Source organism: Paenibacillus provencensis (assembly GCF_042678545.1).
GTDB classification, from domain to species: Bacteria; Bacillota; Bacilli; order Paenibacillales; family Paenibacillaceae; genus Paenibacillus; species Paenibacillus provencensis.
The window spans coordinates 1,839,141-1,865,506 of record NZ_JBHTKX010000001.1 but is presented as its reverse complement, the minus strand read 5'-3'; the positions used below and the strand labels follow the sequence as shown (position 1 = coordinate 1,865,506).

Annotated in this window: 38 protein-coding genes and 1 pseudogene; 35 read left to right on the top strand and 4 right to left on the bottom strand. The window is 43.0% G+C overall.

All coding sequences use genetic code 11. The features are described 5' to 3' along the window. Window positions 1–50: 50 nt before the first annotated feature. Window positions 51–1,619 carry a YcdB/YcdC domain-containing protein gene (locus ACFQ3J_RS08975; RefSeq protein WP_251583447.1) on the top strand — a complete coding sequence of 523 codons (1,569 nt, stop codon included), beginning with the start codon at window positions 51–53 and terminating at the stop codon, window positions 1,617–1,619. Between the two features lie 59 nt (window positions 1,620–1,678). Here ACFQ3J_RS08975 and ACFQ3J_RS08970 read toward each other — a convergent pair whose 3' ends face one another. Next, entirely contained in the window at window positions 1,679–2,434 is a 756-nt protein-coding gene (locus ACFQ3J_RS08970; protein WP_251583449.1) for a DeoR/GlpR family DNA-binding transcription regulator, read from the bottom strand. A gap of 361 nt (window positions 2,435–2,795) precedes the next feature. On the opposite strand from ACFQ3J_RS08970, the gene ACFQ3J_RS08965 reads away from it, so the two are divergent. From ACFQ3J_RS08965 to ACFQ3J_RS08955, 3 genes and pseudogenes are all read left to right on the top strand, one after another. Beyond that, window positions 2,796–3,572: a hypothetical protein gene (locus tag ACFQ3J_RS08965; RefSeq protein WP_251583451.1), complete on the top strand. Its 777-nt coding sequence runs from the start codon at window positions 2,796–2,798 to the stop codon at window positions 3,570–3,572. Between the two features lie 105 nt (window positions 3,573–3,677). After that, complete coding sequence (locus ACFQ3J_RS08960; RefSeq protein ID WP_251583453.1) at window positions 3,678–4,478, top strand: class I SAM-dependent methyltransferase; 801 nt, start codon at window positions 3,678–3,680, stop codon at window positions 4,476–4,478. 432 nt (window positions 4,479–4,910) lie between these two features. Then, a pseudogene (locus ACFQ3J_RS08955) lies at window positions 4,911–5,561 on the top strand (glutamate--tRNA ligase family protein); the annotation flags it as partial. Between the two features lie 63 nt (window positions 5,562–5,624). Here ACFQ3J_RS08955 and ACFQ3J_RS08950 read toward each other — a convergent pair. Further along, on the bottom strand, window positions 5,625–6,830 hold the full coding sequence (locus tag ACFQ3J_RS08950; protein ID WP_251583455.1) for a tyrosine-type recombinase/integrase: 1,206 nt from the start codon (window positions 6,828–6,830) through the stop codon (window positions 5,625–5,627). A 23-nt stretch (window positions 6,831–6,853) separates the two neighbouring features. Then, on the bottom strand, window positions 6,854–7,507 hold the full coding sequence (locus ACFQ3J_RS08945; protein WP_251583457.1) for a LexA family protein: 654 nt from the start codon (window positions 7,505–7,507) through the stop codon (window positions 6,854–6,856). A 142-nt stretch (window positions 7,508–7,649) separates the two neighbouring features. On the opposite strand from ACFQ3J_RS08945, the gene ACFQ3J_RS08940 reads away from it, so the two are divergent. The 19 genes from ACFQ3J_RS08940 (at window position 7,650) to ACFQ3J_RS08850 (ending at window position 16,832) form a co-directional block, all read left to right on the top strand. Then, window positions 7,650–7,859, top strand: a complete 210-nt coding sequence (locus ACFQ3J_RS08940) for a helix-turn-helix transcriptional regulator (RefSeq protein ID WP_379292639.1) — start codon at window positions 7,650–7,652, stop codon at window positions 7,857–7,859. A 27-nt stretch (window positions 7,860–7,886) separates the two neighbouring features. Next, entirely contained in the window at window positions 7,887–8,102 is a 216-nt protein-coding gene (locus ACFQ3J_RS08935) for a helix-turn-helix domain-containing protein (RefSeq protein ID WP_251583458.1), read from the top strand. Then, on the top strand, window positions 8,099–8,221 hold the full coding sequence (locus ACFQ3J_RS08930; RefSeq protein WP_285850182.1) for a hypothetical protein: 123 nt from the start codon (window positions 8,099–8,101) through the stop codon (window positions 8,219–8,221). The genes ACFQ3J_RS08935 and ACFQ3J_RS08930 overlap by 4 nt, the downstream gene beginning before the upstream one ends. Next, on the top strand, window positions 8,218–8,886 hold the full coding sequence (locus ACFQ3J_RS08925) for a hypothetical protein (RefSeq protein ID WP_251583459.1): 669 nt from the start codon (window positions 8,218–8,220) through the stop codon (window positions 8,884–8,886). The genes ACFQ3J_RS08930 and ACFQ3J_RS08925 overlap by 4 nt, the downstream gene beginning before the upstream one ends. Next, window positions 8,883–9,332: a helix-turn-helix domain-containing protein gene (locus tag ACFQ3J_RS08920; RefSeq protein ID WP_251583460.1), complete on the top strand. Its 450-nt coding sequence runs from the start codon at window positions 8,883–8,885 to the stop codon at window positions 9,330–9,332. The genes ACFQ3J_RS08925 and ACFQ3J_RS08920 overlap by 4 nt, the downstream gene beginning before the upstream one ends. Beyond that, window positions 9,329–9,547, top strand: coding sequence for a hypothetical protein (locus tag ACFQ3J_RS08915; RefSeq protein ID WP_251583461.1), 219 nt, complete (start codon window positions 9,329–9,331; stop codon window positions 9,545–9,547). The genes ACFQ3J_RS08920 and ACFQ3J_RS08915 overlap by 4 nt, the downstream gene beginning before the upstream one ends. 135 nt (window positions 9,548–9,682) lie before the next feature. Beyond that, window positions 9,683–10,090, top strand: coding sequence for a hypothetical protein (locus tag ACFQ3J_RS08910; RefSeq protein ID WP_251583462.1), 408 nt, complete (start codon window positions 9,683–9,685; stop codon window positions 10,088–10,090). Next, entirely contained in the window at window positions 10,080–10,406 is a 327-nt protein-coding gene (locus tag ACFQ3J_RS08905; RefSeq protein WP_251583464.1) for a hypothetical protein, read from the top strand. Before ACFQ3J_RS08910 ends, ACFQ3J_RS08905 begins: the two co-directional genes overlap by 11 nt. Window positions 10,407–10,415: 9 nt before the next feature. Next, entirely contained in the window at window positions 10,416–11,558 is a 1,143-nt protein-coding gene (locus tag ACFQ3J_RS08900; protein ID WP_251583466.1) for a replication protein, read from the top strand. Further along, window positions 11,518–12,798, top strand: coding sequence for a replicative DNA helicase (locus ACFQ3J_RS08895; protein WP_251583474.1), 1,281 nt, complete (start codon window positions 11,518–11,520; stop codon window positions 12,796–12,798). The genes ACFQ3J_RS08900 and ACFQ3J_RS08895 overlap by 41 nt, the downstream gene beginning before the upstream one ends. Beyond that, window positions 12,764–13,129, top strand: a complete 366-nt coding sequence (locus tag ACFQ3J_RS08890; RefSeq protein WP_251583475.1) for a hypothetical protein — start codon at window positions 12,764–12,766, stop codon at window positions 13,127–13,129. The genes ACFQ3J_RS08895 and ACFQ3J_RS08890 overlap by 35 nt, the downstream gene beginning before the upstream one ends. A 4-nt stretch (window positions 13,130–13,133) precedes the next feature. Further along, a complete protein-coding gene (locus tag ACFQ3J_RS08885; protein ID WP_251583476.1) occupies window positions 13,134–13,586 on the top strand; it encodes a hypothetical protein in 453 nt (150 codons plus the stop codon). Beyond that, entirely contained in the window at window positions 13,558–13,965 is a 408-nt protein-coding gene (locus ACFQ3J_RS08880) for a hypothetical protein (protein ID WP_251583477.1), read from the top strand. Before ACFQ3J_RS08885 ends, ACFQ3J_RS08880 begins: the two co-directional genes overlap by 29 nt. A gap of 21 nt (window positions 13,966–13,986) precedes the next feature. Then, the gene (locus ACFQ3J_RS08875; protein ID WP_251583479.1) at window positions 13,987–14,211 is read left to right on the top strand and encodes a hypothetical protein; all 225 of its coding nucleotides are present in this window, start codon (window positions 13,987–13,989) and stop codon (window positions 14,209–14,211) included. Between the two features lie 91 nt (window positions 14,212–14,302). Further along, window positions 14,303–14,788, top strand: a complete 486-nt coding sequence (locus ACFQ3J_RS08870; protein ID WP_251583481.1) for an ArpU family phage packaging/lysis transcriptional regulator — start codon at window positions 14,303–14,305, stop codon at window positions 14,786–14,788. A gap of 231 nt (window positions 14,789–15,019) precedes the next feature. Further along, window positions 15,020–15,436 (top strand): hypothetical protein, encoded by a 417-nt coding sequence (locus ACFQ3J_RS08865; protein WP_251583483.1) that lies wholly within the window; start codon window positions 15,020–15,022, stop codon window positions 15,434–15,436. Window positions 15,437–15,701: 265 nt separating this feature from the next. Next, a complete protein-coding gene (locus ACFQ3J_RS08860; protein ID WP_251583485.1) occupies window positions 15,702–15,926 on the top strand; it encodes a type II toxin-antitoxin system HicA family toxin in 225 nt (74 codons plus the stop codon). Window positions 15,927–16,009: 83 nt separating this feature from the next. Then, a complete protein-coding gene (locus ACFQ3J_RS08855; RefSeq protein ID WP_251583487.1) occupies window positions 16,010–16,336 on the top strand; it encodes a type II toxin-antitoxin system HicB family antitoxin in 327 nt (108 codons plus the stop codon). 94 nt (window positions 16,337–16,430) lie between these two features. Further along, the gene (locus ACFQ3J_RS08850; RefSeq protein ID WP_251583489.1) at window positions 16,431–16,832 is read left to right on the top strand and encodes a hypothetical protein; all 402 of its coding nucleotides are present in this window, start codon (window positions 16,431–16,433) and stop codon (window positions 16,830–16,832) included. A 4-nt stretch (window positions 16,833–16,836) separates the two neighbouring features. Here ACFQ3J_RS08850 and ACFQ3J_RS08845 read toward each other — a convergent pair whose 3' ends face one another. Continuing rightward, window positions 16,837–17,025 (bottom strand): hypothetical protein, encoded by a 189-nt coding sequence (locus ACFQ3J_RS08845; protein WP_251583492.1) that lies wholly within the window; start codon window positions 17,023–17,025, stop codon window positions 16,837–16,839. 91 nt (window positions 17,026–17,116) lie between these two features. Here ACFQ3J_RS08845 and ACFQ3J_RS08840 point away from each other — a divergent pair, with 91 nt between their 5' ends. The 12 genes from ACFQ3J_RS08840 (at window position 17,117) to ACFQ3J_RS08785 (ending at window position 26,363) form a co-directional block, all read left to right on the top strand. After that, complete coding sequence (locus tag ACFQ3J_RS08840) at window positions 17,117–17,311, top strand: sporulation protein Cse60 (RefSeq protein ID WP_251583494.1); 195 nt, start codon at window positions 17,117–17,119, stop codon at window positions 17,309–17,311. A 61-nt stretch (window positions 17,312–17,372) separates the two neighbouring features. Beyond that, window positions 17,373–17,915: a site-specific integrase gene (locus ACFQ3J_RS08835; RefSeq protein WP_251583496.1), complete on the top strand. Its 543-nt coding sequence runs from the start codon at window positions 17,373–17,375 to the stop codon at window positions 17,913–17,915. A 315-nt stretch (window positions 17,916–18,230) separates the two neighbouring features. Continuing rightward, entirely contained in the window at window positions 18,231–18,758 is a 528-nt protein-coding gene (locus tag ACFQ3J_RS08830; RefSeq protein ID WP_251583497.1) for a terminase small subunit, read from the top strand. Next, window positions 18,742–20,544, top strand: coding sequence for a phage terminase large subunit family protein (locus ACFQ3J_RS08825; protein WP_251583499.1), 1,803 nt, complete (start codon window positions 18,742–18,744; stop codon window positions 20,542–20,544). The genes ACFQ3J_RS08830 and ACFQ3J_RS08825 overlap by 17 nt, the downstream gene beginning before the upstream one ends. After that, the gene (locus ACFQ3J_RS08820) at window positions 20,541–20,768 is read left to right on the top strand and encodes a hypothetical protein (protein ID WP_251583501.1); all 228 of its coding nucleotides are present in this window, start codon (window positions 20,541–20,543) and stop codon (window positions 20,766–20,768) included. Before ACFQ3J_RS08825 ends, ACFQ3J_RS08820 begins: the two co-directional genes overlap by 4 nt. Window positions 20,769–20,773: 5 nt before the next feature. Next, entirely contained in the window at window positions 20,774–22,276 is a 1,503-nt protein-coding gene (locus tag ACFQ3J_RS08815; protein WP_251583504.1) for a phage portal protein, read from the top strand. Further along, on the top strand, window positions 22,224–24,266 hold the full coding sequence (locus tag ACFQ3J_RS08810; protein WP_251583506.1) for a prohead protease/major capsid protein fusion protein: 2,043 nt from the start codon (window positions 22,224–22,226) through the stop codon (window positions 24,264–24,266). Before ACFQ3J_RS08815 ends, ACFQ3J_RS08810 begins: the two co-directional genes overlap by 53 nt. Further along, on the top strand, window positions 24,263–24,628 hold the full coding sequence (locus ACFQ3J_RS08805; RefSeq protein WP_251583508.1) for a hypothetical protein: 366 nt from the start codon (window positions 24,263–24,265) through the stop codon (window positions 24,626–24,628). The genes ACFQ3J_RS08810 and ACFQ3J_RS08805 overlap by 4 nt, the downstream gene beginning before the upstream one ends. Next, entirely contained in the window at window positions 24,625–24,972 is a 348-nt protein-coding gene (locus ACFQ3J_RS08800) for a hypothetical protein (RefSeq protein WP_251583510.1), read from the top strand. Before ACFQ3J_RS08805 ends, ACFQ3J_RS08800 begins: the two co-directional genes overlap by 4 nt. Beyond that, the gene (locus ACFQ3J_RS08795; RefSeq protein ID WP_251583513.1) at window positions 24,969–25,535 is read left to right on the top strand and encodes a phage tail protein; all 567 of its coding nucleotides are present in this window, start codon (window positions 24,969–24,971) and stop codon (window positions 25,533–25,535) included. Before ACFQ3J_RS08800 ends, ACFQ3J_RS08795 begins: the two co-directional genes overlap by 4 nt. Further along, window positions 25,532–26,047 carry a hypothetical protein gene (locus tag ACFQ3J_RS08790; RefSeq protein ID WP_251583514.1) on the top strand — a complete coding sequence of 172 codons (516 nt, stop codon included), beginning with the start codon at window positions 25,532–25,534 and terminating at the stop codon, window positions 26,045–26,047. Before ACFQ3J_RS08795 ends, ACFQ3J_RS08790 begins: the two co-directional genes overlap by 4 nt. Further along, the gene (locus ACFQ3J_RS08785) at window positions 26,034–26,363 is read left to right on the top strand and encodes a hypothetical protein (protein WP_251583515.1); all 330 of its coding nucleotides are present in this window, start codon (window positions 26,034–26,036) and stop codon (window positions 26,361–26,363) included. The genes ACFQ3J_RS08790 and ACFQ3J_RS08785 overlap by 14 nt, the downstream gene beginning before the upstream one ends. Window positions 26,364–26,366: the final 3 nt, after the last annotated feature.

Genomic DNA, 26,366 nt, shown 5'->3' with positions numbered 1-26,366 from the left:
CCCGTCTGTTGTATATTGGAAGAGGACTTCATATAACGGAGGGATGAAATGTGGATTGGGAACAACTGCGCAGGCTTGCCGAGAACTATGCTGAGGCTCCAGCGAATTACGAATTGGTTATGGAGGATAGTATACCGAAGGAGAATGCAATGTACCGAGTATTTGTATGGGAGAATCGTGAAAATAGAGAGGAAACCATTGAGGTCGAATTGGATCTTCACAGCAAGGAACTCCTGAGATTGCAAATGTACAAGCAAGCGGAACCATCTTCGTTAAATTCTCCTTCTATAGAGAGTGCAGAGGTTAGGGCACAGGAAATGTTGGAGCGGTACTTAATAGAACCGAATCGTTATATGCTAAATGAATTGAAATATATTGAAGATAAAGTGAAGGTGGATTATAGACTCCAGATCGGTGGTCTTCCACTACCTCATACAGGGTGTGAGCTCATCCTTACCAGAGACTTGGAGCTAGTCAGATTTAGATTTGAAGGCAATAAGGATATTCCTGAATTACTCCCTCATTGGCCGTTGAAAGTAATCGAACCAGATATTATCAGAGCGAACCTGTTAAGCTCAATTGACATGGAGTTAAGCCTCCGATATTTTTATCCTACGCTATATGATTACCAAGGTTCAGATTCCGAATTTAGGCTCGTATACACCGCAGTTCCTGAACATCAATTCATATGTGCAGATACCGGAGCGGATCTATTTGATGAAGATCATTTTAGATTTCCTAGAAGTGAGTCTATGATACAAGCACGAGAAGAATTCTTATTTAATGCAGAGCCCCACTGTGAATCAGTGTCTGATTCTATTGATTCCGCGCTGAAGAAGTGGGAAGAACGATTAGGAATAGATTTGTCTTATTTTGAGCGGGATGAAGTGAAGGAAGAGGAAGGAGAGATCAGCTGTCTATATACATTAAGGAACCAGAGTAGAGAGAGGTATCAAGATCTTAGTCATGAATCATACCCGTTTCAAGCAGACGCCTACCTTAAACACAAATGGGGCAATATATTTGATCGGATGTTCTATTCATGCAAGCTTTCAGTGGATGCAGGCACAGGAAGTCTTCTATCATTTCAAGCCTTTGATAAGGAGGAGGATACGGAATCAATTCAAGAGACGCTTAGCAGATCAGGGTGCAGGGAGATCGCTGAACAGTTTCTTGCCGATGTTTTTCCGAATTATGGTACTTACTTGCATAGAGAAGTGGATAACGACTTTGTAGATGGGGAGCGGAGAAAAAAAGAATTTTTCTTCTTTCCGTTATTTATATCCGGTATTCCGGTATCTCACGAGCAAGTTACTGTCGTTGTAAATACAAGAAACGGACGTATTAACGGTTACCGAGGGTTAAGTCCGCATCTGATATCGGAATTAATGTCCTTAGAGCATCAACCAAAGCTATCGGCCGAGGAAGCGTTCCAAAGATATAGACAGCAGATGGATGTACAGCTGAAATGGTTCTTACATACATTGCCTTCGGGGAAGAAGGAGTACAAGCTGGTATATGAAAATGGGGTGAAGTACATGAGAGAGTCAGAAATTCTCCAAGCACGATCGGTATTTGTAGATGCAAGCACGGGAGAATGGATCTATAGAAAAGAATAGGAATAACAATTCAGCCAGTGCCCTAATTCTTGTCTATAGGCACTGGCTGAATTGATGAGTTAATATACAAGCTCAATTTCTTGATCCTGCAGAATCTGAATCCATGCTGGGGCAGGCTCGCGGTCAGTGATGAGCATATCAATATTCGTGAAGCTGGCTAATTGAACAAAGGCTGTCTTGTCAAATTTGGTGTGATCTGCGAGTAAGATGATCTTAGCTGCCTGACGAAGCATCGTTCGCTTAAGCTCACTTTCCGGCTCGTTGGAGTCCATGATCCCTTTATTCAGCGAGAGAGCTTTGCAGCTTAAGATAAGCTTGTCCACGTGATATTTGCGGACGGTATCCTGTGCAACCGTTCCAGTCAAAGACATAGAGGAAGCACGGAGGGTACCTCCGGTTGAAATCATCTGATGTCCTGTGCTTGCCAGCTCATGCATGGAGATGGCGGAATTCGTTATAATTGTCAAGTTGCTTCGGTGCTTAAGCATCTTCATGAGCTCCATGGAGCTGGAGCTGGGGTCCATCATTAATGTTTCGCCGTCGTGTATATAATTTAATGCCTTTCGGGCAATTGCTTGCTTAATGTCCAGATTGGCCCGTTGCCGTGTAACAAAAGGCAGGTCTTCATTTGTATGCTTGTTAATGATGGCTCCCCCATATGTACGGGTCAAAATTCCTTCCTTTTCAAGCTTCTCCAAATCACGCCTTATGGTTTCTTCTGTCACATTGAATTTCTGGCTGAGCTCGGACACGAGCACTCGTTTATCATTTTGTGCAATGTCCATAATGTATTGTCGTCTTTCTGCTGCAAGCATACGGACTCCTTTCCCCATGCTGTAATGCATGGTCCCTGACTTATTTCTAGGATTCATTATAAGACAATGAGCTTTAGAAAGTATACAAATGGATCTCTAAATAAAAGTTGCAGCCCTCAGCTACTTCGTATATAATCAATGACAACTTAAATTTGTCATGTTGAAGGAGATTGAAATTCATGATGTTATCTCGCTTACAACAATATTATCATTTTAATCAGCGTTAGCACACCTTTTACGTTATTAACAGGTGGGCTAACGCATTTCGCGTTCGGCCCCCCTGCGGCATAGTTGAAACGCGCAGGACCATGGGTCCGGCGCGTTTTTTATTTTTGCCAAATGAAGGGAGACGGTGAAACGCATGCAAAGAGTGAAATCGAATGAACCAACGAATCCATCGAACGAACAACGAAGCTCTATACGTGAGGAAATGCAGAAATTCGGATTGGATCAGCATACATGCTCGGCATCTTTAGTTAAACAAAGTGGATACGTAACAGAAGCACAGCTGTTAGTCACTGCTCTGAATTTTTTCGATCATCTAAATATTCCTGTACAGCTGGTGTGGAATACGGACTGGCTTCGTAGAGATGGCCTGTCTCTTGATGAAGCCGGAACGATCTTCGATAAGACAGGAATAGCGCATCTTGTTCAATCGAATTCTGAAACAGAAATTCAGAGTAGAGAAGGAGAAGAGGTAATCTACACTTTAATTGCCGATCAAGGTGAGAGTATGCTTGCCAGGTCTGTCTATGTTCCGAATACCACTGCTTCGGCTGTGAAATTATATATTGACTTCGATGCTGTAGAAAAGTTGATCGCGGAACAGAATGTCACTAATCGAACGGAGAAGGATGCGGTTGTATTGCTAATCGCCGCTCCTCATCTAAAGGTCGCTGCGTCTAGAGCTTCAGCTGAGCTAGAGGAGTCAGGTATTGCTTCCAGAACAATATACACGAACGAGTCTAATAATGAGTTCACTCTTAAATATGCAATCCGCATCGAACCGTACCAAACGAATGATGATCTGACGGAGACAGGGCTTATTCCTATTACCCTAATCGACCATGCTCAGCGTATAGAGAGTAAGCTGGTGCTGGACCATGGCATTCATGTACTGACTCAGCTGTTATTGTAGAGCCTGTGGCAGAGAAGTTGAAATCACATTCAAAAAACGTTATTCTTATGTCAGTATTTTGCAGTTCATTCCAATTATAAAATGGGTTAAAAGAGGAAGCTGAATATGGACATGAAGAACGGCTCAAGTATTCAAAAGCATTTATTGAATTTGGAAGAATACAATGATCCAACCATGTATGACATGGAGAATGACGGATTTGATGATGATTTTGCATTTATTGAGAAATGGGCATCTTTAATGGGAGGCACCCTTATTGATTTAGCCTGTGGTACAGGTCGCACGGCTATCCCTCTCGCTGAGAAAGGCTATTCCATTATTGGTGTGGATTTACACGAAGGCATGCTGGAGAGAGCCAAGCTCAAAGCAGAGGAAGAGCACACGGACATCCGATTTGAACTGCAGAATTGTGAAGATCTAGAACTGGATATGAAGAGTTCAATAATTTACATGGTTGGCAATGCCTTTCAGCATTTTCTGACGAACGAAGCACAGGATAAGCTGCTGCAGTCTGTGGGCGTTCATTTGAAGTCAGGTGGTGTATTCATATTCAACACACGATTCCCCAATGCGGAAGAGCTGCTGCAGGATGCTGGTGAAGAGTACTGGAGAACCTATACAACGGATGACGGAAAACAGGTGGATATCTATACGATAAGCAAGTACGATGCGCTGACTCAAGTACAGGATTATGTCATTGTTCGGAAAACGAAACGGGATGATCATACAATCGAAAACGAGCTCAGGACGACAATCCAGCTGCGATATACGTACCCGATGGAAATGGAGCGTCTGCTCGCCAGACACGGATTCCGAGTGATTGAGCTTTATGGAGACTGGGAGGAGAATCCACCAGTTGACAGCAAACCTGAACTGATCTATGTGTGTCAAAAAGAGAAGGAATAAGATATTATATTGATCTGGTTTACATTCGGCATGCTAAGTGATACTATATTAAAAATTAACTGACGAATAAACGCGATGAAGAGAAGAGTAAATGAACAGGATTCCTCATCAGAGAGCTCCGGAAGCTGAGAAGGAGCAGGAAGCCCGTCATTGAACCAAGCCTCTGAGCAGCGCATCGGAACCTGAAATTTCATGGCGATGGTGCGACAGGAGCTCCTGTTATAGAGCTAGAGTATAAGTATAATGCCAAGGCATTATGCCGTACTTGAAGAGGTGGATACAGTGATGTGTTCATGAAGCAGGGGTGGCAACACGATTGATAAAATCTCGTCCCCAAGACAGAAGTCTTGGGGACGAGATTTTTTTGTTTTTTCATTAATCGGAATCCGTTTCATATTACCATTGATTCCATCAATAGGAGGCAGAAAAATGATGAAAGAAGCAGCACACAAGAAGGAAGCTTCAAGTGATTTTTTAACCAGCCTGATTCAGCATGATGTGGAGGCAGGGGTATATCACAGACCGATCAACACGCGGTTTCCACCAGAGCCAAACGGATATTTGCATATCGGAAGCGCATATGCGATTCATGTCAATTCGTCGATTGCGAAGCATTTTGACGGTGTATTTAATCTTCGTTTTGACGATACGAACCCGCTTAAGGAGGATTTGAAATATGTTCAAGCGATTGAGGAGGACCTCCGCTGGCTTGGCCTCACACCAAAGGTTTATTTTGGATCGGATTATTCTGAGCGAATCTATGAGGCTGCTGTTACCTTGATTAGTAAAGGAAAGGCATACGTATGTGATCTGAATCCAGAACAACTAACAGAATATAGAGGATCGCTTACAGAGCCTGGTAAGAATAGTCTATATCGGGAGCGTTCAATAGATGAGAACCAATATTTATTTGAGCAAATGAGGAATGGGGAATTTCAGAGTGGTGCCAAGGTGCTTCGTGCCAAGATAGATATGTCAGCACCCAATATTACGCTGAGGGATCCGGTCTTGTATCGAATTATTCATGCGGCGCATTACCGTACAGGGACGGAGTGGTGTATTTACCCGATGTATGATTTTGCCCAATAATACAGGGTTTATCTAACCTTCATCCCACATTCTTCCCACAAAACTCTATTTATGTCCTTATTCCATTAGCTTCTCGAATTGTAAAGGAGCTTCCTGCTTCCTTTTCTTAGTTACGTGGAGATAAATTTCTCTGGTAATTTGATCGTTTTTGTGGCCGAGTCTCTTTTGAATAACTTCAAGATCTACTCCAGCTTCTGCAAGTAATGAGGCATGAGTGTGTCGTAACGAATGCGGAGTAAGTGTTTCGGGGAGTTCAGCTATTTTTAGGAATTCTTTAATTCTTCGCTGTGGAACCTCGTGAATCATCGGATACCCTGGTTTAAACATATCATTCACAAAGATAAAGTTCCCTTTATTGTAGTATTTATCTCTCTTAGACATGATCAGCTCCTTTTGCCAAGATGCGTGTTCATCTAAGACAGAGAGAACCTTTTTAGATATATCTACCTCTCGAATAGACGATTTTGTTTTGGGAGTATTTAATTCATAATTTTCAACGCCATATCTTATATACATCGTTTTAGTAATAGATATAAAAAGATTCTTCCTATCAATATCTTTCCATTTTAGAGCACAGAGCTCTCCTAATCTTAGACCAGTGTAGGCTAGAAGGAAAAAGACAGTATAATCTTGTTTAGACCCATTGTTTTTAACAACATCGAGGAATCTTTGCAATTCATTTTTTTCTAAATATCGTGGTATCGTGATTCCTGATTCTAATTGATCAACCGTCTGTATGAAGGAAGGCAATTTTGCAGTTTTTGCTGGACTCACTTTAATGATTTCTTGTTCAACAGCAGACTCAAATAACATTTTTCCTGCAACATGTAAAATTCTGATTGTGTTAAGCGATTTATTTTTGTCTTTAAAATCATTGAGCATCGCTTGATATTGAAGTTTGGTAATATCACGGAGCTTTAATCCTCCAAAATATTTTGATATTTGTTTGAGACTTACTTCTCTAAGAAATACTGTCGAGTTCTTTACATTACCTAGAGCTTTATATGTTTTTAAATATTCATCAGCATATTCAGAAAAAGTAATGTTTTTAGCCTCTACAAAAGTTTTGTTCTTCAGCTCCTCTTCGATTCTAAGTCCTTCCTGGAAAGCTTCTAAAGCTGTTTTGAAACCTTGAGTCTCCTTTTGTTTTCGCTTCCCTGTTTCCGGATTAATTATGCTATATCTGTAACGGTACAACCCATCACGTTCTCTGACTTTTGGATACTTAATTTCTTCTTTTGGTAACTTAGGTTTTCTGCCCAACTTTCTCACCTCGTATCAGGTTATTAGTATTTTGTATTAGGAGCTGACATGAACCAAACCATCTTACCTATTACTTTTAGAGATTCTATTTGATCGCCTGTAAAATTCTTGGCAACAAAATCCTTACTATAACTATCAGGTTCCAGAACAATGGTGTTATTTAATTTGTAGAATCTTTTGAGTGTAGCTTCGTAACCATTGACTAAAACTGCAACTACATCACCGCTATTTATGTCCTCTCCGTTATATGGATCAATCAGTGCGTATGCTCCATTAGGCACAATTTTGTTCATGCTATCTCCGTTCACTTTCAGTAAAAAAGCATCAGGATAAATTCGTCCAATCTCTTCTGGGATTTCAATATATTCATCTACAGGAATAGCTTCTAATGGAATACCAGCTGCTATTGATCCGTAAAGCGGTACTCTAAATGACGTTCCTTTTACTTGAGTCATATTTTCAATAACGGGAGTATCATCGTAAATAAGTTCATCCATTGTTACGCCTAAAGCATCTGCTAACTGTTGAACCTTACCCATGCGAGGTTCATTTTTTCCATTTTCCCAATAACCAATTTGAACATCTGACACTTCAATTCTCCGAGCAAGTTCAGATTTAGTGATATTTTTAGATTCTCTAATTCTTCTTAGATTTTGAGCAAAGTTTATTGTTCTCACTATTAGTACCTCACTATTTTTTTAGTATTGTAACATATGTAATCTAAAAAAACCACAATAAATCTAATTATACTTTGATAAACTTTACGACAAGTATTGACACCAAAGTATACTTAGATTATGATAAATTTACCGAAAGGAGGTGTATTCGGTGACTCAGAACAGAAGGACTTTGAGGGAGTGGAGAGCGCGATTATCTAAAACAAAGCAAGATATGGCATCTTTACTCAATGTCCACCCCAGCACATACGCAAAATGGGAAAACACTCCTCAGGAAATGAAAATAGTCGACGTAGACCGATTGATTAAGATTCTGGGATGTGAAATTGATGAGATCATTTTTTTTGAGTAAAAGTCTAAGAAAACTTAGGGGGTTGTCATGAAACTTACTGAGATGCCAGAAATTTGTACCCCTGAGCAGGTTGCTGATTATTTAGGGGTATCGCGTAATACGATTTACCGATGGTGTTCAAAAGGAGATATACCTAGTATTAAGGTTCGCAAAGTACGACGGATCCAAAAAAGTACATTATTAAAATGGATTGAAGATCAGGAAAAAGTAAGCTACTTAGCTGTGGGGAGTGAGCAAGCATGAGCATGAAAATAGTTCTAACCCTTCCTGAACTTGCTCGTCTCTGGTTCAATCATCCACTACAACATGCAATCATCATTCGTAATATCAAAAAACAATCTAAAGGAGCTAAACAAAAATGAGCAAGAACATTCAATTAGTTGAGTCATCTGTTGATGAAGCACTTTATCTTTTCGAACTTATGGATAAATACGGCCTGTATTGCAGTATGGAACTTACGCTTACAAGTTCTAGAGATACTTTTGTTGGCGTTAGTCACCAGCCAGTTAAAACAGAGTTCATCGAAAGCAAAGATGGGGATTCCTTCGTGGTTGCTCTTGGAGAAGCGGAGTTCTGTTTTGAGCTTAACCTGCAGATATCTAAACAGTTGACTAACAGACAATTATTTATGTGTGTAGCCAACGATGAATATACTGCTTGGTTTAATAGCGGAGCACTTCCTGAGAAATTCATAACTGAAGCAAACTCCTACAGAGCTCCAGCTCCTGACGAGAATGAACCCATCTTCTTAGAAGTGAATGATCGAGAAAAGAATCTGATTGAATACTTACGGACTCTGAAGTTCGATGATTTGCTTGACGCAACGGATGCTATTCGAAATGGCGCTAAAGAAGCAGAACTTAAGGGTTATGAGCAAGCGTATAAGCAGCGAGAAGCAATCATTGTTTCAGGATGGTTTGACCGTTCTGGCAAGCTTGAGAAACTGCAGGAATTGCTTGGCATGGCAAACGATGATTACTGTGAGCATGTGTACCCAGAGCTTACAGGAGAAGAGGAGAGCTTATGAGATCAGTTACTGATATCGCTCAAAAGTTGACTCTCAAGGAAGCTCGGGAAAATTCGGGCTTCTCGATCGAGGAGGTAGCGCCGCTATTTGGCCTTAGTGTAAATAAATTGGAAGAGTACGAGGTCGATGCAAGTAAAGCTCCAGCAGATATCGTTGTTGGGCTGTGTGTGAAGTACAACATTGGAGTGGATCATATTTATACAGGAGAAGCAGAAGATGTGTATGCAGCTCGGAAACCACCACGAGTAACCAATTTAAACGACGCTGCCACAATCTCGGAAATCAAAACAAAGGTTATCATCCTAAGTCATTATGTCGAGCAGGATAACATGTTCACACGGAATCATATTTTACGAAGCCTGAAAGAGATTATCTTTGATATCTATGGATATGAAGAGGTTTTAATTAGACCACTGCTAGATGAAATGGAGGAACTGCGTGAATGAATCCTAAACAGCATGCCGAGCTACAGTCTTATTGGGATATACAAAAGAAACTCTTGGACGTGATGTACCTTCTGGCAAACGAGAGTATGTACACCAAAGAACATGCACAGGACGATTTGATGAATATTCTCATATTAGTTTATGACCGCGAAAAAGAAGCCATGCAGGCCCTTGCACAGGCTCACAAAGCTTCTGTCAGTAACATTATTAGTTAATCAATCGTTGCCTTACCTCTCTTGGCGGGGACGTTAAGGCAGCTTACTAAAAAGGGGCATCCCTTTGCGCAACATTATAGCATCATATTTTCAAAAAGCGCAAGAGGTGCCCTCAAATTTGGAGGGTGAGTATATATGAATGGCGCTGAATATCGCGCATCTTATCGTAAAGCGTTTGAACAATTGTCACCGGGTTATCTTTTCGATGACGTGAAAAATATTGTAACGAAATACGGTGTTAGTAGTCTTTTAGAAACATGGGAAATGCACCTTGTCCGGATCTGTCCGGATTTAGAAGAGCGTAAAGAATGTTGGGAGTTTTTATTGGAGCTCATTAGCAGCGTAATACGTTGTTTGCCCCAAATTAGAGGCGCAGCTATAAACATTGAGCCAGGTATAGACGCTGACGGATCAGCATTTATTGTGGCTTCCTGTATAGATTCAGGATGTTATAGCGAGTGGTACAGTCGTCCCTGTCAATCTGACAGATGTGAAAGCTTGGAATTCCACTATGGATGGGAGGGGAATGGACTTGGAATATAGCGAGGAACAGTTGTATGCATGCTTAAGTAATCTTCTCGCCGAACATCCCCTTAGACCAGATTCTGAGTTCGAAGGGATGTTTCATAACTTGGGTTTTAAATGGGATGGTGATCCTGTCGAGTTGATGGAACCAGCAATGTTGATTGTCAAGCAGAATGCAGACGAGCAGCTGTTTAGAGAATTTTCTGCTCAACTAATCTATCGGTACACAATCCGCTCAGAAACAGGTAGTCAGCAGGACCATAACATCAGATTGAAGCAGTTTTATGAGACGATTTTTGGTTCATACGAACCACTTGAAATACAGAAGGAGTAGGTGAGACGAGTGACCGACTCTCGCAAGAAAAACGGATTTGTAGCAGTTGCCAACGAGATATGGGATGAGGTCATTCGTCGGGATTTCTCAAAGCGTCAGAAAGACATATTGCTGTTTATCTGGCGCTTATCTTACGGATGTAATCAGCCGACGGCGATCATCCCTATGCAAAAGGATTTCGCTTTATGTGGTGTAGGAGCTGGGCATATTGGTGCAGAGCTGAGACAGCTAGAAAAGACCAATGTCATCCATAGAATGAACAATGAGTATTCGTTCAATGAGAATCATGAGCAGTGGGACATTTCTTCCAATAAAGGTTGGGACAAAAGTCGCTATGGTGATCTTGTTCATATCAATCTAACTCAGGCTAAAAATGAGCGAAGCAAAGTTACTGAAACGGTAACTGAGGGAGAAGAGAAATTACCGGATGAAAGTTACCGAAACAGTAACTCAGAGTTACCAAAACAGGAAGTCGAAGAAGGCAATTCCGATTACCGAAACAGTAATTTTGATGTCAGCTCTCAGTTACCGAAACAGGAAGTTAAAGTTACCGAAACAGTAATTCCAGAAGAAGAAATGCTGGAAGAGAACGCGGAACTTACTGAAACGGTAACTTCTGAGGTCGATGAGTTACCAAATCAGGAAGTCGAAGTTACTGAAACGGTAAGTGACGGAAAAAGCCGAGTTACTGAAACGGTAACTTCGACCCCTCACGAGCCCTTACAGGACGCGGCTTCCGAGCTCTCTAAAGACAGTAAAGATCTTAAAGACTTAAAAGAATTAAAACATATGTGTGTTTCTCTCTTCGAAACCTTCTGGAAAGCATATCCGAGAAAGCTCAGAAAAAAAGAGTCACTCAACGTATGGGAGAAACTCTTAAAAAACAATGTGGATCCAAAGTATTTGATCCGTTGCGCTATGAACTACGCTGCACACTGCAAGGCAAATGGCTTAGAAGACAGATACATCCTGCATGCTACCACCTTTTTAAACCCGAAGAACGAGAAGTATGCAGATTACGAGGAAGCGCTGGTAGTACACAAGCCGGACCACCCAAGACAAGGTGCGAAGTTAGAACAACGTGAGCTAACAGCAGAGGAGAATGAGTTCTATGACCGCATATATGCAAGTCGACGAAGCAAGGAGCGCTGAACCGCAAGAGGAAGTGCTAGGAGCCTTTCTCAAGGACCCAACCCTTTACACCGTCCATAAGCAAGGATTAACGCCGGAACTGTTTGGGGAATACAGCTGGCTTTATCGCATCATACAGGAGACAGATGCAGAGGAAGGCCTGACCTTCAAGGGCGTTGCCGGACGGACAGAGGTCACAAAGCTGAAAGTACTCCATGAGCTAAGAGCAACGTTTTTCAACGAGAATCGGCTGCCTAGGCTGATACAGGAGCTCAAGAAGAACAAGCTTTCAACAGAGCTTAAAGATTTGGCAGTGAAGACGCTGAATTTGATTGAGGAAGAAGAAGACCCTGACGAAACACTTCGAGCCATCCAGAAAAAAGCATTTGCTCTTACCACAAGCGAAGGTAAGGACGGCAGTTCCCCTGATCGGGACGTTGATGAATGGGCAGAGGGCGTGCTGGAGATCGTGGACGATCCTGCTAAGGCGTTTGGACTGCTTACTGGATTCAGGCCGATAGATGCAATGACAACCGGCTGGCATCGTCAAGACTTCTCTGTTGTGGGAGCAAGGACGAGCATGGGTAAGACGGCTTTCGTTTTGGAAATGATTTTACGGCTCAACGAAGCAGGCTACAAATGCGCCATGTTCAGTCTGGAAATGATGAAGCGGCAGCTATACAACCGGATGATGAGCAACCTCCTGCAGGTGGATCTGGAGCAGTTCCGCACCGGACGCTTAGCCAGGCATCATTATATTGAACGGATGATGAAAGAGAAGGACAAGCTTAAGAGTTTGTATATCGACGACACGAGAGGTGTCAGCTCGGACTATATCGTTGACGAGATGCGGCGCTTGAAACGGACACAGGGCCTAGATTTCGTCGTCGTGGACTATCTGCAGGATATCAAGGAGCAGGGAGAGACAAACGATAACGGCGGCAGCGGGCTTGCCCGAATATGTCGGAAGCTTCGTTCAGGAGCGCAGGAAATGGACTGTCATGTGATGGGGCTCTCACAGATCGTCCGCGGTGTGGAGGATCGGAAGGACAAGCGTCCGGGAAATGCTGATTTAGCTGGTAGTACCGGAATTGAGACATCAGCTGATGTCATTGCGCTGCTTTATCGGGATGACTACTATGACGCTTATTCTGATAAGAGAGGAGTCATGGAAGTTAACTTTACGAAGCAGCGGAACGGAAAGCTTGGAAAGGTAGAGTTATTCTATGACCGGAACTGCCAGAAAATTAGAGAGCTCTGAGGATGTATCCTTGCTCATTGCCACTTACCAAGAAATCCTCATGCGGCAAGTGCAGGCAGCCTTTGACAAACAGGAGCTAGATGAGCAGACGTATTTCTATTTCTTCCAAGAGGAATGCACGGAGGAGAAAGAATCAGGTGTATACGATCATTACCAGCGATTATTCAATGACTTGGCTGAATACCATAGGCAAAAGTTACGAGAGCGGATTCTAAAAGGAGCAGAAATGCTTGATTCCATGGGGAAGAGTGATCCGCGCTATCCAAAATACATGAAACTATATGACAGTTTGGTCGAAAAGCTGAAGAATAGCGAAACCATAGGAGGATAAAAACATGATCCAATTATTCCATGAGCAAAGTCAAAACGTATTCAAACGGGCTCCAAGAGTGACAAGGGAGTCTGGAAGCAGCCTGGTTCATATCTCAGAAATGATGAGTGAGCTCAAACAGTTCGTGAGGATGTCACAGGATGAGAGACGGCTATATTGGCTTAATATTGTTCAGGAACGTCGTTATCTAGTGTCACAGCAGCCACGTAATCATTGGTTCATATACGAGCTCTGTAAAGTTCTGAATGAAGTCGCTGAGATAGATCATGTTGATTTTAAGGCAGCTGGTTACGCTGAGAAGCTTAATCTTATTTGGTACATAGTACCGTTTGCATCACATGAAGCTTTGAGTGAAGGGGTTACGGAATACCACGATACTTGCAAAACTTCATTCCATGCTATTCCAGTGGAGAAGGTAGGAGTGAATCATGGAATTAACGCCGAGAGAAGCCGCTAATCAGCTCCATGAGCTTGTAAAGCAGATCAAGCTAGGATTTGATTCCACTGCTGAACAAATCAGCTATTGCGAAGGTGAAGCTATTGATCTAACGCACGGTTTTGAATTGCTAGGGCCGGATGAAATAGATCCGGCTGAGCTCTTCAACCAGTATCAAACCAACAGGCGTGTCCGGCGCAAAGCCAAAAATGATAATGAACAATGGAGAATCCTATACGAAGTCATTACGCGCTTTGGATTGCTGGAAGAATGCAGTCGAGCAAAAAGGGAAGTTCAGTCAGTCATTAAGACGCAAGCTGTGAGGAGTTATACAGTAAAGACTCGAGAGGATCTTCAGCAATCATTCGATCGAGCGAAGTTAATGAGAAAAATCATATGATCATATTGGGGGAAAACACAAGTGAGCAATGTTGAAAAAATGGACCGTTTCGCAGCTCTACTATCCGAAAGTGAAACAGATGTCGATACGCAGGAGAATCTAATGGCGAATGCTTTTGCAATAGGAGGAACGGTTTGTTACTTCCCTGCTGAGGAACGAGCGAAAATTATCTCACAGATTATAAATAATATTGGTATGGGCTTTAAGATGACATCTAAGCAAATGGAGAATGTCAGTGAACATTAAATAAAAATATCCCCCGTAAGCTTGGCTGCCGAACGGGGGATGTGTTGTGTTTTAATCCTCACCAAATTATACCACAGGTGAGGGGATATAAATGGGAAAACGTAGAAAAAACAAACTGCAGTTATGTTTCAACATCCTGCCGATCGACGAGAAAGCAACTCGGCGCACCGTGGAAGACTACTTAGAGACCGTTCGGCAGTTTCGGCAAATTGGATTTGTCCGGCGTGAAGCAGCTGTTACACAAGCTTATGAATATAGAGAACATCAATCAACCAATACAATAAGTAAGCAGACGGAGAATATCGCCGTATATAACGTTGATAAAGAAGCAGAGCTTATTAATAAAGACCGCCTGCTCACTCTGGCTATGGAGAAGTTATCATCTATCCAACGTGAAGTCATTCAACGAAGTTACCTAGACGATGAAGGGGAATTTGATTACATCATTGCAGGAGAACTGCATATGAGTGATCGGAGGTTAAGAGAGATCAAACAGACGGCACTTGATACTCTTGCAGGAATGCTACGCCTAACGGTTTTCGATGAAGATGCAGCTCCTGCAAGTTCAGTCATCTAGGGGTTCCGGTATTTTGCCGGAATCTTGCCGTTTTGTTGCCCTTCACTGGACTTTTTACGTGATATATTTGTATTGTGGAAATCGAGCGAGAATGAAACGCACAGCCGTAAATACGGCGCATGACTGGGGCGTTCCTCTTCTCGCTTATTTCTATTCATATCGACATAATACTACCTTTAATTCATTTTCACAGTTACAATAAATGATGAAAATGACATTGGAGGTAATTACATGCGAGAAAAACGTCAAAGGTATTTGGAAGTAGTCGCTAAAGCAATCCAATCCGAAAAGATGCTGACTGTCATTGACCTGCAAGATAGTAGTAAGGAGAAACGCATTTTTACAAGTGATATCAAAAAGGTTGGCTTTGGTGATATTGGCATGCCGGAGACACGGTTTAAGATTACCACCAAAAAACAGAACTATTATTATGATATAACTCAAGATCTATTAACCTTCCTATTGGCACATGGCGTTTTCCCGGGATTTGTTAAGGTTAATGACCAAGGTCAAGTCGTAAACGTTAGAATGGTAGAAGGATTTGACCGAACCACCGGGAAGATTGCAAACATGGAGACTGTTACAGTTGAAGATAAGTATTTAGAGGATTTCCTTAAGGAATCAGAGTATTATAAGAAAATTTGGTGAAAAGAGAGCCTGTCCAAGCGGACAGGTTTTTTTATTTTCATAGATAGCGAGGGACGCTGATGGTAAGACAATTACCCATCAAGTCAAGGCCTGTTCCAGTCAGATCCGATAAGCAACCTGAACAATGCAAAGGGTGTGTATGGGGAGATTGGACGGGAACCAAGCAAATTTGCTCATTTATTAGCTGTCAAAGAGCCAAAAAAAACCAAAAAAACCTTGCTAAGTGATATCATATATGATACTATATAAGTATAGGAGGTGAGCAATGGCTAGGGTAGAGAAGTTGGTTCAGAAAATGAAAAACCGCCCTAACGGGATGAGGTTTGAGGAAGTAGTCAAAGTACTTGAGCATTACGGATACATAGTGGTTCGAATTAAAGGTTCACACCACATCTTCCGAAATGAGCAAGGCGACACCTTCCCAATACCGAAGGAAACACCCGTTAAGACGGCGTACGTCAAAGACGTACTGGAGAAGATAGGGGAGTAGCACCTCCCCTTCTTCAATCCTCATTTTATCCTAGCCCGAAATTGATGGCAAATGAGAATGTAAAGAAGGATTTAGCGTATTACATGGCGCTCCCGTATACAATCCAGATTAAACATATGAATGATGAGAGTGGAGCGTATTACCTTGCGACTGTTGTTGAACTAGATGGGTGCAAGAGCCATGGGGATACACCGGAGCAAGCCTTGGCAATGGTTAAAGAAGCCATGGAAGGTTACATTGAGGTGAAAATTGAATTTGGTGACATGATTCCAGAACCGGCTGACGAAAATCAGTTTAGTGGGAAATGGCTGCAACGCGCTCCGAAATCGCTGCATAAACAGTTGATGGAAGAGGCTGCGCATGAAGGAATATCGTTTAATCAATATTGTCTTTACAAATTAAGTCGCTGAAAAGCGGCTTTTTTTATGGGATAAATAGAAAACTTTTACTGAGTTTATAAGGATGACTATAAGCATAGAATTGTAAAAAGAGAGGTGGTCCTAAATGTGTATTGATCAAACTAAGGATATTAGGTTATGTATACCGAGATCTGAGTCAGGGCGCACGGTTGTTCCTGTAGATGCTTGTATTGCTGAGGAGATTCAAGAACTAAACGATAAAGGAGTAATCACCCTGAGTTGCTGTTGCGGTCACGGTCGAGCTGGGGAAACTACTGAATGGGAAAATGGATTTGGACAATGGAAAGGATACATTGATCCGCCTCATGCTCTTATTTCTCAAGAGAGTGTAGAAGTGTCTCAGAAATTAGGTTACCGCCCTTTTCCGTACAGCTATGCTGATGGAGAGCAGTTCGGAGTGTTAAAGATGTACCTTAAAACGGGTTGCATGAATAAACAAGATTGTGAAGAATGGGTAAAACGAGAGGAGCGGCGAACTCCTCTCTAATCGCTTATTTTCTGTGCTTAGAGGCATAGCAATGTTTACATCCATCATATGTAGATGGATAAAGTACTGTCCAATCATCATTTGTATCTACTCTATTGGTCGGGCTGATCAAATGGATATTACAAGCAGACACGACATATGCAGTACGGTGAACCTCTTTGTTCACTCCAGTATTAACGATGTAGGTAGCCATAGTGACACCTCCTTTCATAGATAGGTTTCGACATGGAAAGAGGAAAAACCTTCCAGACTGTCGAAATCCTATTACAAAAGGAGGGGGTCAAATGTACCAGATTAAGATTTTTCGAAAAGATAGTCTTGAAGCGTTAGAACTCGAAGTAAATAACTATCTTAAAGAATTGCCTATTGCTACAAAGGTTGAGGTTAAATATCAAATAGAACATCAGGCAATAAACACTGATAGAGAAACGGGAGTCTACGGTTACGCAACACATACAATTGTCGTCATAACCAGCTAATAACAGTCAGCATCCTTAGGGATGCTTTTTTTTATTTAACTTTATGATATGAGGTGGTGATATGAACTTTGTGCAGCCTATACGAGAACAGGAAATGATCGAAGCTATCAAAGAATACCTGATGAAAGACTCGTATAGAAACTACATGCTTTTTGTTTTTGGGATCAACACGGGATACCGTATACAAGACATGCTGAAGTTTCGTAAAAGGGATGTCATGGGTGAGCATATTGTCATGATCGAAATGAAAACAGGCAAGAAAAAATGGCAGCTGATTAACCCGACGTTAAAGCGTGAACTTAAGCGATATACGGTAAACATGGAAGATGATGACTATCTGTTCCCGTCCCGTCAAGGCGAAAATCGTCCAATTAAACGGGATATGGCATACAAAATCATGAAGAAAGCCGCGAAACGCTTCGGATTGAAAGATATCGGATGCCACACGATGAGAAAGACATTCGGTTATCATATGTACCAGAAGACAAAGGATATTTCATTAGTTAGAAACATGCTGAATCATTCTTCCGACTCTATCACCTTCAGATATATCGGTATGGATCAGGACATGATGGACAACGCAATGAACCGATTTGGTCTATGAGTTCCATTCATTTCACGAATGTATAACTCAATCAATCAATGTTAATCAAATCCTTATATATCAAGGTTTTTTTTAAGCTGTATAAGTTATGCAGAATATTAACATATGAATAACTCAATAGATAAATTGAGGTTGTTTTACTAAAAATCGTGTTATTGAGAAACCGTAACCCCTTATGTGGCAAGGGATTGCGGTTTTTTTAGGTTTTGGGTCCTTCCCAGGGGGTGGGGGTAATGCGGGTACGAATGACCCCGGAAATTGACCGAGTTTTATAAAATTTGCACACTATGCATTGTGCAAAAAGGAGGGGGTTTTATGAGTGAAAAAGTAAAAGCAAAAATGATCGACGGTGCCTTATGTATCGCGACTTCTGAGCTTTGTGAGGTGTTTGGTGTACACCGCAACACGATTGCACAGTGGGAGCGAAACGGAATGCCCAAAAAAGCCCGAGGGTGGTATTCACTCAAAGATACGATTAAATGGGTGACAGAACATAAGGGTGTTCGTAAGAATCCAGATGACGAAGAGGAAATGACATTAGCTCAACAAAAGCTGAAGTACGAAGTGATGTTAAAAGAGCAGCAGGCGGAAGCAGCTACCCTTAAGAATGCAATTGCCAATGGAGAATACATAAGGCGCGAAGAGGTAGTCAGTGAGCTTCAGCGGTTTTTAACTTCTCTAAAACGTTCGCTTTCAGGCTTTAGCCGTAAAATCGCAATGGACATTTCTCCTTACATAGAACCCGAGCAGGTTCGTGTGATTGAGCAGAATATCTCAGACAATTCAAACAATGTGCTTTTGCAGCTGTCGGTCAGAGGTGTGTACGATGCCAAAAAAGGTTGAGGAATGGCCTGAATGGATATTGGCTTCACTTCGTGTGTTAAAACCGCCTGAAAAATTATCGGTTTCGGAATGGTCAGATCGCTACCGTATTTTGGATAGTAAAACATCTGCTGAACCGGGTCCTTGGTCTACGGATCGAACGCCCTACCTTCGAGGTATCATGGACGCTTTTACTGATCCGCGTATCGAAGAGATTATATTTGTAAAGCCGACTCAGGTCGGAGGCACCGAAAGTCTAAATAATATGTTTGGTTATGTCATAGCTCAGGACCCGAACCCGGCTTTGATCGTTTATCCCATGTTGGAGCTGGCAGAATACACATCTAAAAACAGGCTGCAACCGATGTTGGAGCTGAGTCCGGTGCTTAATGAGCGATTTAAGTCGGATGAAAGCACGGTTCGTGAGCTTCAATTTGATGGAATGTATGCAGTTATTGCCGGTGCCAATAGCCCGGCTTCGCTATCCAGTAGGGCAATCCGTTATTTGTTCATGGATGAAGTGGACAAGTATCCGAAAAACGCTGGTAAAGAAGCTGATCCACGTTCACTGGCGAGAGAAAGAACGAAAACTTTTCCGTTCAACAAAAAAATTATGCAAACCTCTACACCTACCCTGAAATCGGGTCCGATTTGGCAGGCTTGGGAAGGCGCAGGCGTGAAGATGCAATATTATGTTCCATGTCCTCATTGCGGTCAGTTCCAAACCTTGAAATTCAAACAAATCAAGTTTAATAAGGAGCTTGAACCGGAACAGGCAAGAGGTACAGCCGTTTATGAATGCGAACACTGTAAACAGCAGATACGGGATGCTCATAAACCGCAGATGCTTCGAGCTGGGGAGTGGCGAACAGAGTCGGGGAGCACAAAGCCAGGAAAGAAAACGGGTTTTCACCTCAATGCAATCTATAGTCCATGGGTTCGTTTTGGTGATATGGCATATGAATTCCTTACTTCTAAAAAGTCGCCTGAAGAACTCATGAACTTTATTAATTCTTGGCTAGCAGAGCCTTGGGAAAACACCCAGGTGAAGTTGAACAGTGACAAGGTTCTTGAGAAAACAAGCGGTTACGAAGAGGGTGTCGTCCCTGATCGGACCATTCTCCTCACTGGTGGAGTCGATGTACAGAAAGATCGCATGTACTACACCATAAGAGCGTGGAGCGAGAATATGACAAGTCATAATATTCGGCATGGTGTTGTGGAAACATGGACCGAGATTGAAGATGTCATGAATATGTCCTATTGCGCAGAAGATGGAACTGAATATTTTGTTAATCTATGCGCGATTGACTCGGGTTACAATGCGGATGAAATTTATGATTTCTGTTTGAAAAATAACGAATGGGCCGTTTCTATTAAAGGTTCAAATAGTCCGTTACCGCAAAAATATAAGCTGACTAAAATTGACCGGGAGGATAAGGGGATGTACGGCATTTCCTTGTACCACGTAGACGGCGGATTTTATAAAGACTTTATTGCTGGTCGGTTGGATCGGAAGGAGGAGCAACCCGGAGGATGGTTCGTGTATGAAAACTGTGATTTGGAATATGCCGAGCAAGTAACAGCCGAGGAAAAGGTGTTGGAGAGGGTTGGGAAAAGAGATGTTGAGGTCTGGAGACCCAAAACAGCTCATGCAGATAACCATTACCTGGATTGTGAAGTGTATGCAGCGTTTGCCGCGGACTGCTTAGGCATTCGGTACATGCGTTATGAAGATACGGTCAAACCAAAGGAATCACCTAAAGTTGTAGCAAAAGGCTTGAATGGGGGTGAGAAGTGGCTATGACCATGGATGAAAAGCTAATTACATTGCAGGAACAGTTGCTAAATGTAAACAAGGCAATTTTGGCGGTCCAAAATGGGGCACAGGAATACCGAATTGGAAGCCGATCAGTAAAACGTGCTGATCTTGGATTACTGTATTCTGAGCGTAATCGCCTAGAGAAGGAAATTGATATGTTGCAGCGTGGCGGATCTATCTTTCACTATGGTTTTTTTGAAGGGAGGTGAACAATATGAACTGGCTTGACCGGTCTATTGCAGCAGTAAGTCCAAGGTGGGCCTATAAACGCGCGGCTTGGCGTGATGCAATGAATGTCTTTGATGCCGGAGGACGTGGACGTCTTAATCAAGGATGGAATCCGTCTGTTGGTCCAAATGAATGGAAAAAAGCGTCAGAACGCTCCACACTCCGGGCAAGAGCTCAGGATCTTGAGAATAATAGTGACCTGACCGCAGGAATTTTACAGGCTTTTAACCGCAATGTTGTTGGAACGGGTATTATGCTTCAGGCGAAAATCCCTCACGATGTTCCAGGGAATGAAGAAGGTCAGATTAATAAAAGTATTGAAAAGCTCTGGAAGGAATATTGCAAGGCCGAGAATATTGATATTACGGCGACGCAGTCCCTTGAAGAGATATCCGAAATGATTATTCGCCGGTACGTTGTAGATGGCGGTATTTTTGCTGTAAAAGTATATGTTGGAAATAGTAAATTCCCGTTTAAGTTACAAATTCGGTCCGTTGATGAACTGGATACGACAGTAACAGCTCATGGTAAAAACCGCGTACTTGAAGGGGTAGAGGTAGATGACTATAACAAACCGATTGCTTATCACTTTAAAAAGTACGATGGGTATCTTGTTCATTCAACCGAAACCGTGCGGATCAGTGCAGAAGACGTTATTTTCCTCTTCAAAAAAACGAATCCGCAGCAGATTAGGGAAGTGTCACAGCTTGTGACCGCTATGTCCAGGATCAAAGACGTGAATCAGTTTGTCGAGGCTATCTCCATTAAGGAGCGAGTCATGGCTTGTATGGCAGTATTTATTAAAAAAGATACGCCAACCGGAGGAGTAGGGAGAGGGGTTCGCCAATCTTCTGAGCAAATCAGCTATGATGGTGTTTCTTTGTCTCCAGGTATGATAGGAGAACTGAATCCAGGCGACGAAGTGCAGACGGTTATTCCGTCGGGACAAGCATCGAACAGCAGAGAGTTTATAACGACGCTGGTACGAATGATCGCTGCTGGACTTGGACTATCTTATGAGGCTGTTTCACGGGATTTGTCACAGGTCAACTATTCTTCTGCACGTCAGGGGCTTATCGAGGACCGTAAGGTTTATAAAAAAATGCAGAAAATGATTATTGACCGTCTCTTAACGCCGGTCTATTTGGAGTTTCTGGATTCTATGGACCTTAACGGCAAGCTGGGCATTCCAGGATACTCAAAAAACAAGGAGCAGTATATCACGCATGTATGGGTTCCGCCGGGCAGCACCTGGATTGATCCGAAGAAAGAGGCCGATGCAAACAAGGTGGCTCTCGAAACCAATCAGGATACATTGGCACGGATTTGTGCCGAACGTGGGGAAGATTGGCGCGATGTCATTACACAGCGTGCAGCTGAAAAGAACTTAGAGAAGGAACTCATGGGAGAGTCTGTGAAAGGAGGGGGTGACGATCATGACCCAGATGAAGAAGACGAAGATGACGACGATGCCGCAAGTGCTGCATAGGAATGTGACTGAACCAACAGTTAACGAATTTTCCCGGATGCTTACCCTAAACCGGGAAACACTCAATGAGGAAGATCGAACCATTGAACTGTCTTTTTCTTCAGAGCAGCCATATGAACGATATTTTGGTTCTGAGATTTTAAGCCATGACCCCGAAGCGATTGACCTTTCCAGGCTCAACGAAGTCGGGGTTTTATTATTTGCCCATGGTCGAGACATGAACTATGGTCGCATGCCCATCGGTACAATCGAAAAGGTATGGATTGATCAGAACTCCAGAAAAGCCCGTGCCCTGGTAAAGTTTGATGACGATGAGGACAGCGAGAAAGTATTCCAGAAAGTGAAGAAAGGCATTATCAAAGGGGTATCCGTAGGTTATTCGGTTAGCTCTTGGGAGGAAGTAAGGGCAGGGAAAACTTCTGCCAATGGACGCTTTACAGGACCGGCATATGTGGCTTTAAAGTGGCAGCCCTTTGAAATATCTATAGAACCGACACCAGCAGATCCTTCCGTTGGTGTTGGACGTAGTCATTTAAATTCAGAAAGCGAGGACGAGACAATGAAACAACTAAAAAGATTGGCACTAGAAGCCCAAGGAATTAGACTTGCTCCAGATACAGGCGCAGGTGCAGGAGGTAGTGCCGGTACAGGAAGCCCGGATGATCATCATCGAGGTGCAACGCCGCCACCACCGCCCGTAAACACAGCAGAGTTACAGCGCTTGGCAGCTGAAGGTGAACGGAGTCGGGTTACGGAAATCAATACGCTTTGCCGTAATTTTAGCATGGACCCATCTGAGTACATTACGAATGGAAGCACGGTTGAATTTGTGAAAAGCGCGATTTTGGAAAAACAAATTCAAGATAAGAAGCCGCATACCCCTTCTGTCACAGTAGTAGCAGAGGAAGTGGATAAATTCCGTTCAGCTGCTACAGACAGCCTTCTTTTACGGGCAGGGCGTGGTATTGTGAAGCCAGCTCCGGGGGCTACTGAACTGAGAAATCTTCGACTTCGGGATTTGGCTGTGGAGTGCGTACAACGTGCAGGAGATAACGGTGCTCACTTGCTCCGTGATGAAGACCTTCTAAGACGGGCTCTTTCGCCTGATAGCACTTTCCAAGGTATTCTATCGAATGCAGCCAACAAAACGCTGTCACAGGCTTATGAGGAGGCTCCAACGACGTTTCAGCATTGGGTAGGGGTAGGATCTAACTCAGATTTTAAAGCAGCAGAACATTACCGAATCTCTGAGGCTGGTCATTTACAACTCACGCCACAAAATGCACCGATTCCTTATGATTCCCCGATGCAAGATGAAAAAGTGACTAAAGCCGTTCTAACTTATTCTGAACGCTGGGGATTTACACGCCAAGCTTTTATCAATGATGATCTTAGTATGCTTTCCAGAGTGCCCGCAGCTTACGTCATTGCGGCAAAACGAGGAATTAACAGTCTCGTTTATAAAATGCTTGCTCAAAATCCGGTCATTTTTGATAGCGAACCGCTGTTTAGCGCAGCCCATAGAAACCTGGGTACCGCTGGAGGCATTAACACAGAGACGATGAGTGAAGCGCGGACAAAAATGCGAACTCAGAAAGATCAACGTGGGATTGCTACACTGAATATTGCTCCTAAATATCTCATTGTACCGGCAGCTATGGAGACGGCAGCGGCACAGTATCAGCGGAGTGAGGCTGACCCATCTGCTGGTCATAGCGGCGTAGCTAATGTGTTCCGCAATGCCTATGACATCGTCGTTGATGCTGAACTGGATCAGTACTCTTCTAATGCGTGGTATTTAGCAGCAGCTGCGAATATCGCGGACACCATCGAAGTGACCTATCTTCGAGGTCAAGAACTTCCAACACTCGAAACCGATATCCCGTTTGACCGCTTAGGCATTGACTTCCGCATTTACTTTGATTACGGAGTAACGGTGCTCGATAGCCGTGGTCTGTTCATGAACCCAGGAGAGGCGGTGACTGGATGATGATTTTAAAAAGTCCGCTGAACTTTGCTGGTCGATTGTATGAAGCAGGCGAGAATGTCAAAGGTCAATTGCCGCTGGACATGATTGAGCAGCTGAAAGGTAAAGGGTTATTTAAAGACTCGGAACTTTCTGGAACTGAACAGGAAGGTTCTGAATCGAGCCAAGATCCACAAACTCAGGATAACGACAATCCGCAAGTTTTTTCTCCTAACCGTTCTGTTGCCGAGCTAGAGGAGTATCTGAAGGGCGTAAGTGAAGTTGAGGAAATCAATTTGCTACTAGAACAAGAACAGGCAAGCGATCAGACGAGAGCAGGTGCAGTCAAATTACTTGAAAAGAAGCTCAAGGAACTTCAGTCATGAGCATTTTTAAAGACTCTCTAGCCGATGACATGAGAGTCTTTTTTAATGTGGAGGAAATGGCAGAGGATCATACGGTGACGACATACGACAGTAATAAAAACCGTAAAGATCAAATTGTTCCTATGATTGTTGAAGCTTTTACTCTAGATGGAAGGCCGGTACAACATGCTCAAGGTGTATCGGTCCATAATCTTGTTCTATTTGTTCAGGAAGGAGTTTTAAGCTTTAGGCCGCGTGTTGATCAAGAATTTTTCTTGGATTACATGAAGTATATCGTCATTGATGTGGCAGATGAAGTCGGAATGATAAAAATAGCACTTCAACGAAATGGAACAAGGCCATGAGTAACCTCATCAAAGTAAAACATAACTTGAAGCAAGCCAACAGGTCACTGAGGCAGATGGATAAGGCGGTTAGACGCGCTTATATCTCTGCAATTAACCGGGCAAGTCAGCGAGCGAAAACGGAAACAGGGCGTAAAGTTCGTGAACGGTATATTGTGAAGCAAAAAGAGGTTGTAGAAACCATCACGATCCGTAAGGCCCAGGGGGATGCAATGCGTGCGGTACTGACTTCAAAAGGTCATACCGTACCGCTCATTCGTTTTGGCGTGACTCCAAAACGTCGATTAAATCGCGCGCCTAAAGTTTTAAAGGCAGCTGTTCTTCGTGGAGGAGCTAAGAAGCCAATACCCGGAGCTTTTATTGCACAGGCTGGACGGCATACAGGTGTGTTTGAACGTGTGGGAAGGAGGCGGCTCCCGATCAAAGAATTACGGGGGCCAGCGGTCCCTTCCATGGCATCAAATGAGGAGGTGCGGAATCATGTGAATGACACCTATGGTACTGAAATGCAAAAAAGACTTCCTCATGAACTTGACCGAACATTAGGGAGGCTGAAAATTTGACACCGGTAGCCATGATGAAGCTGCTTAAAGAATATCTTGAACAGCTGACAAAGGAAATGTTTTTTGGTCCTCACCGGCTCTCGCCTAACGTATATATGGTGGATCTACCGCCAAGAGCTGTTGAGCATGTGACGCAGGAAACAAGTGAGACGGATATACCACCTGTGGACTTGCAGGTTTCAGAGGAGCGCGACGAACGCTGGCCTTTCATTGTCATCTACTTTAACGATGCAGAGGACAATGAGGAAGGATATCGGACGCCGCAAATTGATTTTATATTTGGTGTAGAAGGAAGAGGCCCAGACGGGTACATGGATGTGCTGCATCTCATGGAAACTGTCCGAGCCTCTTTTTTACGTGAAACGTATGAGGGGTGGCCTTTCCAGTTAGTGAAGCCGCTAAACATGGGCTTTTATGAAGAACAATCTGACCCTTTCTGGACGGGCTATATATCAACCAATTGGGCAACCACATCTATTCAACCGGAGGTATGGAAAAATGGCTATGAATGACGAAGCACAGGCAACTAAAACGGATGCCGTAGATTCAAAAACAACCAAGCTCAAGCAGCGAACAGCTAAACAAGAGGTTACTGCACCGGATCAACTGATTTACATTGGCCCTAACGTAAAGAAAAATGGTGTTCAGCTAAGGACAAGCCAAGTGTTTAAGGGTGGGTATCCGACCCATATAGAGACCCTTTACGCAGAGTATCCACTGCTAAAGAGCTTGTTTGTTCCAGTGGATCAGTATCAGGCAGCGAAGAAAACATTAAAACAAACGGGGTCCGCGCTTAATATCGCAATCCGTTCATTGGGGGTGGAGTAAACC

Excerpts from the sequence above, each read along its gene's own strand:
- ACFQ3J_RS08970 (WP_251583449.1), bottom strand. The coding sequence starts at position 2,434 with ATGCTTGCAGCAGAAAGACGACAATACATTATGGACATTGCACAAAAT.
- ACFQ3J_RS08965 (WP_251583451.1), top strand. The coding sequence starts at position 2,796 with ATGCAAAGAGTGAAATCGAATGAACCAACGAATCCATCGAACGAACAA.
- ACFQ3J_RS08960 (WP_251583453.1), top strand. The coding sequence starts at position 3,678 with ATGGACATGAAGAACGGCTCAAGTATTCAAAAGCATTTATTGAATTTG.
- ACFQ3J_RS08935 (WP_251583458.1), top strand. The coding sequence starts at position 7,887 with ATGAAACTTACTGAGATGCCAGAAATTTGTACCCCTGAGCAGGTTGCT.
- ACFQ3J_RS08930 (WP_285850182.1), top strand. The coding sequence starts at position 8,099 with ATGAGCATGAAAATAGTTCTAACCCTTCCTGAACTTGCTCGTCTCTGG.
- ACFQ3J_RS08925 (WP_251583459.1), top strand. The coding sequence starts at position 8,218 with ATGAGCAAGAACATTCAATTAGTTGAGTCATCTGTTGATGAAGCACTT.
- ACFQ3J_RS08920 (WP_251583460.1), top strand. The coding sequence starts at position 8,883 with ATGAGATCAGTTACTGATATCGCTCAAAAGTTGACTCTCAAGGAAGCT.
- ACFQ3J_RS08915 (WP_251583461.1), top strand. The coding sequence starts at position 9,329 with ATGAATCCTAAACAGCATGCCGAGCTACAGTCTTATTGGGATATACAA.
- ACFQ3J_RS08910 (WP_251583462.1), top strand. The coding sequence starts at position 9,683 with ATGAATGGCGCTGAATATCGCGCATCTTATCGTAAAGCGTTTGAACAA.
- ACFQ3J_RS08895 (WP_251583474.1), top strand. The coding sequence starts at position 11,518 with ATGACCGCATATATGCAAGTCGACGAAGCAAGGAGCGCTGAACCGCAA.
- ACFQ3J_RS08890 (WP_251583475.1), top strand. The coding sequence starts at position 12,764 with ATGACCGGAACTGCCAGAAAATTAGAGAGCTCTGAGGATGTATCCTTG.
- ACFQ3J_RS08885 (WP_251583476.1), top strand. The coding sequence starts at position 13,134 with ATGATCCAATTATTCCATGAGCAAAGTCAAAACGTATTCAAACGGGCT.
- ACFQ3J_RS08880 (WP_251583477.1), top strand. The coding sequence starts at position 13,558 with ATGGAATTAACGCCGAGAGAAGCCGCTAATCAGCTCCATGAGCTTGTA.
- ACFQ3J_RS08870 (WP_251583481.1), top strand. The coding sequence starts at position 14,303 with ATGGGAAAACGTAGAAAAAACAAACTGCAGTTATGTTTCAACATCCTG.
- ACFQ3J_RS08865 (WP_251583483.1), top strand. The coding sequence starts at position 15,020 with ATGCGAGAAAAACGTCAAAGGTATTTGGAAGTAGTCGCTAAAGCAATC.
- ACFQ3J_RS08860 (WP_251583485.1), top strand. The coding sequence starts at position 15,702 with ATGGCTAGGGTAGAGAAGTTGGTTCAGAAAATGAAAAACCGCCCTAAC.
- ACFQ3J_RS08855 (WP_251583487.1), top strand. The coding sequence starts at position 16,010 with ATGGCGCTCCCGTATACAATCCAGATTAAACATATGAATGATGAGAGT.
- ACFQ3J_RS08850 (WP_251583489.1), top strand. The coding sequence starts at position 16,431 with ATGTGTATTGATCAAACTAAGGATATTAGGTTATGTATACCGAGATCT.
- ACFQ3J_RS08845 (WP_251583492.1), bottom strand. The coding sequence starts at position 17,025 with ATGGCTACCTACATCGTTAATACTGGAGTGAACAAAGAGGTTCACCGT.
- ACFQ3J_RS08840 (WP_251583494.1), top strand. The coding sequence starts at position 17,117 with ATGTACCAGATTAAGATTTTTCGAAAAGATAGTCTTGAAGCGTTAGAA.
- ACFQ3J_RS08835 (WP_251583496.1), top strand. The coding sequence starts at position 17,373 with ATGAACTTTGTGCAGCCTATACGAGAACAGGAAATGATCGAAGCTATC.
- ACFQ3J_RS08830 (WP_251583497.1), top strand. The coding sequence starts at position 18,231 with ATGAGTGAAAAAGTAAAAGCAAAAATGATCGACGGTGCCTTATGTATC.
- ACFQ3J_RS08825 (WP_251583499.1), top strand. The coding sequence starts at position 18,742 with ATGCCAAAAAAGGTTGAGGAATGGCCTGAATGGATATTGGCTTCACTT.
- ACFQ3J_RS08820 (WP_251583501.1), top strand. The coding sequence starts at position 20,541 with ATGACCATGGATGAAAAGCTAATTACATTGCAGGAACAGTTGCTAAAT.
- ACFQ3J_RS08815 (WP_251583504.1), top strand. The coding sequence starts at position 20,774 with ATGAACTGGCTTGACCGGTCTATTGCAGCAGTAAGTCCAAGGTGGGCC.
- ACFQ3J_RS08810 (WP_251583506.1), top strand. The coding sequence starts at position 22,224 with ATGACCCAGATGAAGAAGACGAAGATGACGACGATGCCGCAAGTGCTG.
- ACFQ3J_RS08805 (WP_251583508.1), top strand. The coding sequence starts at position 24,263 with ATGATGATTTTAAAAAGTCCGCTGAACTTTGCTGGTCGATTGTATGAA.
- ACFQ3J_RS08800 (WP_251583510.1), top strand. The coding sequence starts at position 24,625 with ATGAGCATTTTTAAAGACTCTCTAGCCGATGACATGAGAGTCTTTTTT.
- ACFQ3J_RS08795 (WP_251583513.1), top strand. The coding sequence starts at position 24,969 with ATGAGTAACCTCATCAAAGTAAAACATAACTTGAAGCAAGCCAACAGG.
- ACFQ3J_RS08785 (WP_251583515.1), top strand. The coding sequence starts at position 26,034 with ATGGCTATGAATGACGAAGCACAGGCAACTAAAACGGATGCCGTAGAT.